Raw genomic sequence first — 7,402 nt, 5'->3', positions numbered from 1 at the left:
ATATCAGAATTAAAGGCAAAATCTCATATTTAAGGGCAAAGCTCAGCCGTTGATTTCGTTGGATTTCCCATCTCACAATTAAGGGCTACGCGACAGCTGGGCCTGCGCTATGCCAATCAGAAGGAAGGTGTCACAGACCGGGTGCGGGACGTTCTGGAACTTGTGGATATGTCCGATTTCGCAGACCGCAATGTCCAGGACCTGTCAGGCGGCCAACAGCAGCGCGTTGCCTTGGCACGCTCTCTGGCCACCAGCCCCGAAGTTCTGCTGTTGGATGAACCCTTCTCAGCGCTCGATATGTTCACTCGGCAATCCATGCAAACCGACGTACGTGCCATAGCGAAACGACTTGGGCTGACCCTTGTTTTGGTCACCCATGACGTGTCCGAGGCTGTCTTGATGGCCGACCGCGCGGTGTTCTTAAAGTCAGGTGCGGGCATCATCGCTGACGACACAGTGATCCAGCTCGAGGCTTCGGCACGCGACACCACCAGCCCAAAGTTCAAAACGGAACTCGCCCGCCTCAACAGTATTTATGCAGCGATGCAATCGTCCTGACCTTAACGAACCCAAAGGATAAACTCATGTCAAAGCCAACCACCGACATCGACCTGCACGCTGGCTGCTGCGGTCACGACGGGATCGACGATCTGGATAAACGCAAGACGCTCGATATGTTGGCATCTGGCGGGTTGGCCGCGATGTTGGGCGGGCTAGCCAGCACCTTGCCGCAGATGGCACGCGCGCAGGATGACGACGTGGTACGCATCGGGTATCTGCCGATCACGGATGCAACGCCTTTGCTGGTCGCGCATGCCAAAGGGTATTTTGCGGATGAAGGGTTAGAGGCTGAAAAACCGACACTGATCCGGGGGTGGGCGCCCCTGATCGAAGGGTTCACGTCTAACAAGTTCAACCTTGTACACTTCCTCAAGCCAATCCCGGTGTGGATGCGGTACAACAACAACTTTCCGGTCAAGATTATGGCGTGGGCGCATACCAACGGCTCTGCTTTGGTTGTGGGACGGCACACGGACGTCACTGATTTTGCAGGTCTGGGCGGCAAGCAGGTTGCGGTGCCGTTTTGGTACTCGATGCACAACATCGTCCTGCAGTACGCGCTGCGCGAGGCAGGCATCAAAGCAGTGATCAAACCGCAGGGTGAACCTCTGGCGGCAGATGAATGCAATCTGCAAGTCCTGCCACCCCCAGACATGCCCCCTGCCCTCGCAGCGCGCAAGATTGACGCTTACATCGTCGCAGAACCTTTTAACGCCTTGGGTGAGTTGAAGGCCGGCGCACGCATGCTGCGCTTTACCGGAGACATTTGGAAAAACCATCCCTGCTGTGTCGTTTGCATGAACGAAGAGGTCACCAACGCCAAACCCGACTGGACGCAAAAGGTGATGAACGCAGTGGTGCGTGGTGCGATCTATGCCAGCCAGAACAAAGCCGAAGTTGCACAGTTGCTTTCAAAAGACGGCGAAGGGTACCTGCCCGCGCCCGGCTCTGTCGTGACCCGCGCGATGACGCTGTATAGCGACAATGCAAATTACATCGAAACCGGCGCGATCAAAAACCAAACCGAGTATCAAAACGGTCGGATTGATTTCCAACCCTGGCCATATCCATCAGCAACAAAACTGATCGTTGAAGCCATGTCCAACACCGTTGTCAGCGGTGACACCACTTTCCTGGCTGATCTGGATGCAGATTTCGTAACGCAAGATTTGGTCAATTACGACTTCGTCAAGAATGCGCTAGAGGCAAACCCCGAGTGGTTGAATGACCCGTCGGTCAATCCCGGCGATCCCTATGTGCGCACCGAAGTCCTCAAACTGTGAGCACATTGGCTGACATACCAGCCCTGCGCGCACTGCCCTCCATAGGGCGCTTTCGCGGCGCGGTGAATGCCGGGATCGGCATGGCGTCGCTGCTATTTCTATGGTGGCTTGGTGGCCGGGCAGTGGCAAACGATCCTGATATGTTTGCCTTTGCCGATTTCGCGCCAGCCCCTACACTATCGCGTCTTTGGGTCATGCTCACCAGCAGCGAAGTGATCGACATGGCGGTACCCTCGCTTTACCGGGTTGGCGCTGGTATGGCACTGGCAGCCGTCATTGGGATCCCAATGGGCATCCTGATCGGACGCGTGACCCAACTGCGCGAGATTACGAACATTCCGTTCCAGTTTCTGCGCATGATTTCCCCACTCAGCTGGATGCCGATTGCAGTGATGGCGTTTGACACATGGGACGGCGCGATTGTGTTTCTCATCGCTGTCGCGTCGATCTGGCCTATCCTGTTTGCCACGGCAGCCGGCGTGCGCCGCATCGATCCGGAGTGGATCAAAGTCGCGCGCAATCTTGGGGCCAACCCGCGCCATATGCTGACCACCGTGATCCTGCCTGCAATTGCCGTCGATATCCTGACCGGTGTGCGGCTGGCGCTTGGGGTCGCATGGGTTGTGTTGGTGCCTGCGGAATACCTCGGTGTCACGTCTGGGCTTGGCTACGCCATTAACGACGCACGCGACACGCTGGAATATGACCGCCTTTCCGCGACCGTCGTGGTGATTGGGGTCATCGGCTTTGCCCTCGACACCCTTTGCCAGAAGGCGATCACCCGCCTGAACTGGATGAAATCAACCTAAAACTACATCAAACGGAGGATCCAAAGATGTCAGAACCCGCAACCGCCCTCACAGGCTGCCTTGCGCCCATCGACAAAGACGGGCTGAACACCCTGATTGCCAATGGCAAGGCCAACCCGCAGGCGATCAAGACGCTCAAGTGCAAGACCGTGGCCGAGGGACGTTTCCGACACGCCAACTATATCCGCGATCTGGAACCTTACATCGTGGACGAACCACCGGGCCTGTTGGGCGATGACACAGCGCCAAACCCATCGGAAGCATCGCTGGCCGCTTTGGGCAGTTGCGTCGCGGTGGGCCTGCACGCCAACGCGATCCACCGGGGCATAACGATTGAAAGCCTTGAGGTCGAAATGGAAGGTGATCTGAACATCACAGGTGTCTGGGGCACTGGCGATCTGGGCGAAAAGCCTGTGGGCTTTACCGACGTGCGCATCAACGTCGCGATGAAGGCCGATTGCCCGCAAGAAACGATTGATGAGCTGATTGCCCATGTCATCCAGTGGTCACCGGTGTTCAACACGTTTTCACGCCCTGTGAACATGGTCGCTGTCAGCGTCTAACCCTCAAAAACCAAGGAGACCGCAATGACACTACAGGAAAGAATAGCTGCACCATCGGCCATGCTCGCCCGCGTTGATGCGGTCGCCACTGAACAACTTACACCGCTGGTGCGCGAGATTGACGCGGGCCTGTATCCGCAAGATGTCATGCACGCCTTCGGTACTGCGGGTGCATTTGGCAGCCACGTCGCCCCTGACACGAAAATGGGGGACACGATCCAAGCCATCGCGCGCAGCGGCGAAGAGTGCATTTCAACAGCATTCTGCATGTGGTGCCAAAATGCACTGGCGTGGTATGTGGCCTCATCCGACAATGCAGCATTGAAGTCGACCCTTCTGCCCAAAGTGGCAAGTGGCCAGGCGTTAGGTGGCACTGGCTTGTCCAACCCGATGAAAACGTTCTTTGGCATCGAAAAGATGCGTCTAAAAGGCAGGCGCGTGGACGGCGGTTACACTGTCAAGGGCGCGCTGCCTTGGGTGTCGAACGTCGGCGAGGACGGGTATTTCGGCATCGTCTTTTCCGTTGAGGAAGAGGGCAAAATCAAACACGTCATGGCCGTGGCGCGCGGCGATCAGCCAGGTGTAAAAACGGCACTGGACCATGATTTTATGTCGATGGCAGGCACCGCCACACGCACAGTTCAGTTTCGCGATGCCTTGATCGAAGATCTGTTTGTCTTGGCCGATCCCATCGACGGCTATTTGCAAAAAATTCGCCCCGGCTTTGTTCTGATGCAAACCGGCATGGCGCTGGGGATGATCCGCAGCTCCATCAAACTGATGGAACAAGTGCGTCGGCAACTGGGGCATGTGAACAAATACCTTGAAAAACAACCCGAAGACTTTGCCGACCTGCTCGACGAGCTTGAGGCCGAGATCATGGAGTTGGCCAAAACGCCTTATGATACCTCTATCGCGTATTTCCGCCGTGTGATCACCGCCCGCCTGCGCGGCGGTGAAGCGTCAACTGAGGCTGCGCATTTCGCGATGCTTCATTGCGGGGCACGTGGGTTCGTCAGCCAAGGGACCGCACAAAGACGCTTGCGCGAGAGCTATTTCATCGCGGTGGTGACACCCGCCACCAAACAACTTCGCAAAATGCTGGCCGACCTGCCCGCAGCCTAGAAAGGAATACCACATGAGTACCGTTCTGATTTCACCTGCCGAACTTGCCGCTATGAACAAAGATGAGATCGTCTTGATCGACACCCGCGCACCTGAAGGGTTTGCCGCTGGTCACATCCCCGGCGCGGTCAATCTGCACGACATCTTTACCTATCTGGCAACATCGGACGCCGAAGGCATGGCCGAGCTGACACAGAAATTCGCTGACGCCTTTGGGGCGGCGGGCCTTGATGGCACAAAGACTGCCGTGATCTACGAACAGGCGATGGACAGCGGCTTTGGCCAATCCTGCCGAGGGTATTTCCTGCTCAGCTATCTGGGATATCCCAACACCAAAGTACTGCACGGTGGCATGGCCGCATGGGTCGCCGCGCAGATGCCGGTGACTACCGAAGCGACCTCGCCTGCACCTGCGAGCTTTGCTGTGGATGCTAATGCGGCTGCCCTCATGTTGACGGTGGATGACATGAAACAGGCGCTTGAAACCCCTGAGGTGACCTTGCTGGACGTGCGCGATGTAGATGAATGGGTCGCCACCAGTTCATCGCCCTATGGCAAAGACTTTTGCCCCCGCAAGGGCCGCATCCCCGGCGCAAAGTGGATCGAATGGTACCGCATGATGAAGCCGACAGCAGACGGACCGATGATGAAGTCCAGCGAAGAAGTGCTGGCCGAATGCGCCACCGTCGGCATCGACACCGAAACGCCCGTCTATATCTATTGCTTCAAAGGCGCGCGCGCTTCTAACACCTTTCTTGCGTTGAAAGAGGCCGGCGTCAAAGATGTACGCATCTACTTTGGATCGTGGAACGAATGGTCCCGCGACATGAGTTTACCGATTGACGAGGGGTTGCCCTTTGTCAGCACCTAATGTCATCGACTACTATTTTGCACCGATGTCGGGCTACGCCTATCTTGGCCATGCCCGACTATTGGATATTGCCGCAGATACTGGTGCCGTGATCCGCTACCACCCTTTGGATATGGCCGCTGTGTTTGCTGCGGCAGGCTCATTTCCGCCAGCCAAGTATCCAGAAATCCGGCAAACGCATCGCAAAGCGGATATGAAGCGGTGGGCGGTCAAGCTTGAGCTGCCTATAAATACAACACCTGCCTTTTGGCCCGTGCCGATGGACCTTGCATGCCGCGTGATCGTCGCATCGCAAGCGCTTGGCGGGGATCAAGGGGAGGTTGTCGGTGCAATTCTGAAGGCCGTTTGGGTGCACGACTTGAACATCTCTGATCAGGGTGACGTCGGCAAAACGCTTGAGCTGGACGGGATTGTGGCTGATGAAATATTGAATGTTGCGGGTGACAGTGCCGTAGCATCACAGGCCAAGGCCGAAACCGCCGAGGCGATTGAAAAGGGCATTTTTGGGTCGCCGACATATGTGATTGGCGACGACTGGTTCTTTGGACAAGACAGGCTCGCATTTTTGCGGGGGCATTTGAAAAATCTATGATCCCGTCATTTGATACTCTGGGACGTCGCGGAACTCACGGACAAGGAAATTAATGAACGCGCGCGTTTTGGGTGGAAGGTTACGCGTGTCGGCAAACATGATTGCGATGTCGGTGCTCGGCGGCGCGTCGTCTGGCAAAACGCGCACCAACTCCCCTGATTGGAACTTACGATCCGCCATGTAGCGCGGCAGCCGCGCTATGCCGATGCCTGCAAGCGCTGCGTGGTAAACAACATCCGTACTGTTTCCTTCAAATCAACCCTGCGCCTCAGAGGCTTAATCGTCGAAAGGATCGGCTTTGCACCATGCGTTTCGCTTGCTGTTTCCGGCAATCCGAAGGCAATTTTGACGCGCGAGTTCCTCAAAATGGCCTTGTTGCATGGCACCCCGCTCACATGGCACCCCGCTCAGGTAATATCGGGTGCGGCCTTTTCCGTTCAGGATGCTGTAGATGCCGCACAAGTTCAACGCTGATCGCCGTGACAAGATCCCCAAGCAGAAGCATCGGGTGACGAATTGGGCTGAGTACAACGAAAGCTTGCGGCGGCGAGGGGATCTGACGGTTTGGATTAGCGAAGAGGCGCTCGCCTTGTGGTCGGCGCCGCGCAGGACGCAGCCGGGTGGGCAGCCTGTCTATTCAGATTTGGCGATTAAGACCTGCCTGACCATGGGCATGGTGTTCCGGCAGCCGCTGCGCCAGACCCAAGGCTTGATGTGTTCGATTGCCAAGCTGCTGGGGGTCGAAATCGCGGTGCCCAGTTTCTCCACCTTGTCGCGCCGGGGCAACGGCCTGACATTGCGCGTTCAGCGACAGGCCAACGGCAAAGCGGGAATCCAGTTGGTCGTGGATAGCACCGGGGTGAAGATCTACGATGCGGGCGATTGGCTAGAGGAGAAGCATAAAACCCAGCGCAAAGGGCGGTCCTGGCGCAAGCTGCACCTCGGTCTCGATCTTGTCAGCGGCGAGATCGTCTGCTCCGATTTGACCACCCATGGCGTCGGAGATTCCACCGCGCTGCCGGGTCTGTTGGATCAAATTGATGGCCCCATCGACCTGTTTCTAGCGGATGGCGCCTACGACGGCGACCCAACGTGCGATCTCCTGCTCGCGCGCTTTGGCGAAGGAATTGAGATTGCGATCCCGCCACCCAAAAACGCGATGCTGAGCTCGGACGCCGCCCAGAAGCCGACGATCCGCGATCGCCAAATTACCAAAATTGAGGCGTACGAACGCATAGCTTGGCAGAAGACATCGGGCTACAATCAGCGCAGTCGAGGTGAAACTTTGGTGGGTCACTGGAAGGCAGTCATCGGGCCGAAACTAAAGGCGCGCAGCTTTGAGAACCAGAAAGCGGAGGCCAGGATTGGTGTCCGCGTGCTGAAACGGATGACCGAACTTGGTCGCCCTAATTTCGAACGCACCGCCTGAATTCCGTCTCGGATAGGCCGCGTTCCGAATTGGAGCCGATCCGTGCAACACAACCAGTCTTTGCGAAAAGGGGTTTGTCAGGCATCACATGTTGCCTTGGCTTCAAAAACTAATCGGATGCACGGAGAAAACCTCAGGTCCAAAATACTGGGCCCTCATTACCAGAAAA

The 7,402-nt window shown here is 56.8% G+C and carries 10 protein-coding genes; 9 read left to right on the top strand and 1 reads right to left on the bottom strand.

Translation table 11 applies throughout. The features are described from left to right. The first annotated feature begins 69 nt into the window (after positions 1 to 69). From BUC08_RS23425 to BUC08_RS23395, 7 genes are all read left to right on the top strand, one after another. On the top strand, positions 70 to 558 hold the full coding sequence (locus BUC08_RS23425; protein ID WP_081855489.1) for an ATP-binding cassette domain-containing protein: 489 nt from the start codon (positions 70 to 72) through the stop codon (positions 556 to 558). Between the two features lie 176 nt (positions 559 to 734). Further along, positions 735 to 1,844, top strand: a complete 1,110-nt coding sequence (locus BUC08_RS23420) for an ABC transporter substrate-binding protein (RefSeq protein WP_200796235.1) — start codon at positions 735 to 737, stop codon at positions 1,842 to 1,844. A 5-nt stretch (positions 1,845 to 1,849) separates the two neighbouring features. After that, a complete protein-coding gene (locus BUC08_RS23415) occupies positions 1,850 to 2,653 on the top strand; it encodes an ABC transporter permease (RefSeq protein ID WP_224556224.1) in 804 nt (267 codons plus the stop codon). Positions 2,654 to 2,679: 26 nt separating this feature from the next. Beyond that, on the top strand, positions 2,680 to 3,216 hold the full coding sequence (locus BUC08_RS23410) for an OsmC family protein (RefSeq protein WP_037931295.1): 537 nt from the start codon (positions 2,680 to 2,682) through the stop codon (positions 3,214 to 3,216). A 24-nt stretch (positions 3,217 to 3,240) separates the two neighbouring features. Continuing rightward, positions 3,241 to 4,341 (top strand): acyl-CoA dehydrogenase family protein, encoded by a 1,101-nt coding sequence (locus BUC08_RS23405; protein ID WP_037931292.1) that lies wholly within the window; start codon positions 3,241 to 3,243, stop codon positions 4,339 to 4,341. Positions 4,342 to 4,354: 13 nt separating this feature from the next. Continuing rightward, positions 4,355 to 5,212 carry a sulfurtransferase gene (locus BUC08_RS23400; protein ID WP_037931289.1) on the top strand — a complete coding sequence of 286 codons (858 nt, stop codon included), beginning with the start codon at positions 4,355 to 4,357 and terminating at the stop codon, positions 5,210 to 5,212. Next, on the top strand, positions 5,199 to 5,804 hold the full coding sequence (locus BUC08_RS23395; RefSeq protein ID WP_081855487.1) for a 2-hydroxychromene-2-carboxylate isomerase: 606 nt from the start codon (positions 5,199 to 5,201) through the stop codon (positions 5,802 to 5,804). Before BUC08_RS23400 ends, BUC08_RS23395 begins: the two co-directional genes overlap by 14 nt. Here BUC08_RS23395 and BUC08_RS25275 read toward each other — a convergent pair. Beyond that, on the bottom strand, positions 5,799 to 6,005 hold the full coding sequence (locus BUC08_RS25275; RefSeq protein WP_394445908.1) for a LysR substrate-binding domain-containing protein: 207 nt from the start codon (positions 6,003 to 6,005) through the stop codon (positions 5,799 to 5,801). The genes BUC08_RS23395 and BUC08_RS25275 overlap by 6 nt on opposite strands. On the opposite strand from BUC08_RS25275, the gene BUC08_RS24485 reads away from it, so the two are divergent. Together BUC08_RS24485 and BUC08_RS23385 are read left to right on the top strand one after the other, a co-directional pair. Next, positions 5,964 to 6,278 (top strand): hypothetical protein, encoded by a 315-nt coding sequence (locus tag BUC08_RS24485; protein WP_143186818.1) that lies wholly within the window; start codon positions 5,964 to 5,966, stop codon positions 6,276 to 6,278. The genes BUC08_RS25275 and BUC08_RS24485 overlap by 42 nt on opposite strands. Continuing rightward, positions 6,256 to 7,233 (top strand): IS5 family transposase, encoded by a 978-nt coding sequence (locus tag BUC08_RS23385; RefSeq protein WP_037931286.1) that lies wholly within the window; start codon positions 6,256 to 6,258, stop codon positions 7,231 to 7,233. The genes BUC08_RS24485 and BUC08_RS23385 overlap by 23 nt, the downstream gene beginning before the upstream one ends. Positions 7,234 to 7,402 lie beyond the last annotated feature (169 nt).

This window comes from Pseudosulfitobacter pseudonitzschiae (assembly GCF_900129395.1).
GTDB classification, from domain to species: Bacteria; Pseudomonadota; Alphaproteobacteria; order Rhodobacterales; family Rhodobacteraceae; genus Pseudosulfitobacter; species Pseudosulfitobacter pseudonitzschiae.
Note: the sequence above shows the minus strand (reverse complement) of the source record. Positions and strands in the feature narration are given on the sequence as shown.

Bases quoted from the DNA above. Each gene is read 5' to 3' on its own strand.
- BUC08_RS23420 (WP_200796235.1), top strand. From the start codon at position 735: ATGGCACGCGCGCAGGATGACGACGTGGTACGCATCGGGTATCTGCCG.
- BUC08_RS23410 (WP_037931295.1), top strand. From the start codon at position 2,680: ATGTCAGAACCCGCAACCGCCCTCACAGGCTGCCTTGCGCCCATCGAC.
- BUC08_RS23405 (WP_037931292.1), top strand. From the start codon at position 3,241: ATGACACTACAGGAAAGAATAGCTGCACCATCGGCCATGCTCGCCCGC.
- BUC08_RS23400 (WP_037931289.1), top strand. From the start codon at position 4,355: ATGAGTACCGTTCTGATTTCACCTGCCGAACTTGCCGCTATGAACAAA.
- BUC08_RS23385 (WP_037931286.1), top strand. From the start codon at position 6,256: ATGCCGCACAAGTTCAACGCTGATCGCCGTGACAAGATCCCCAAGCAG.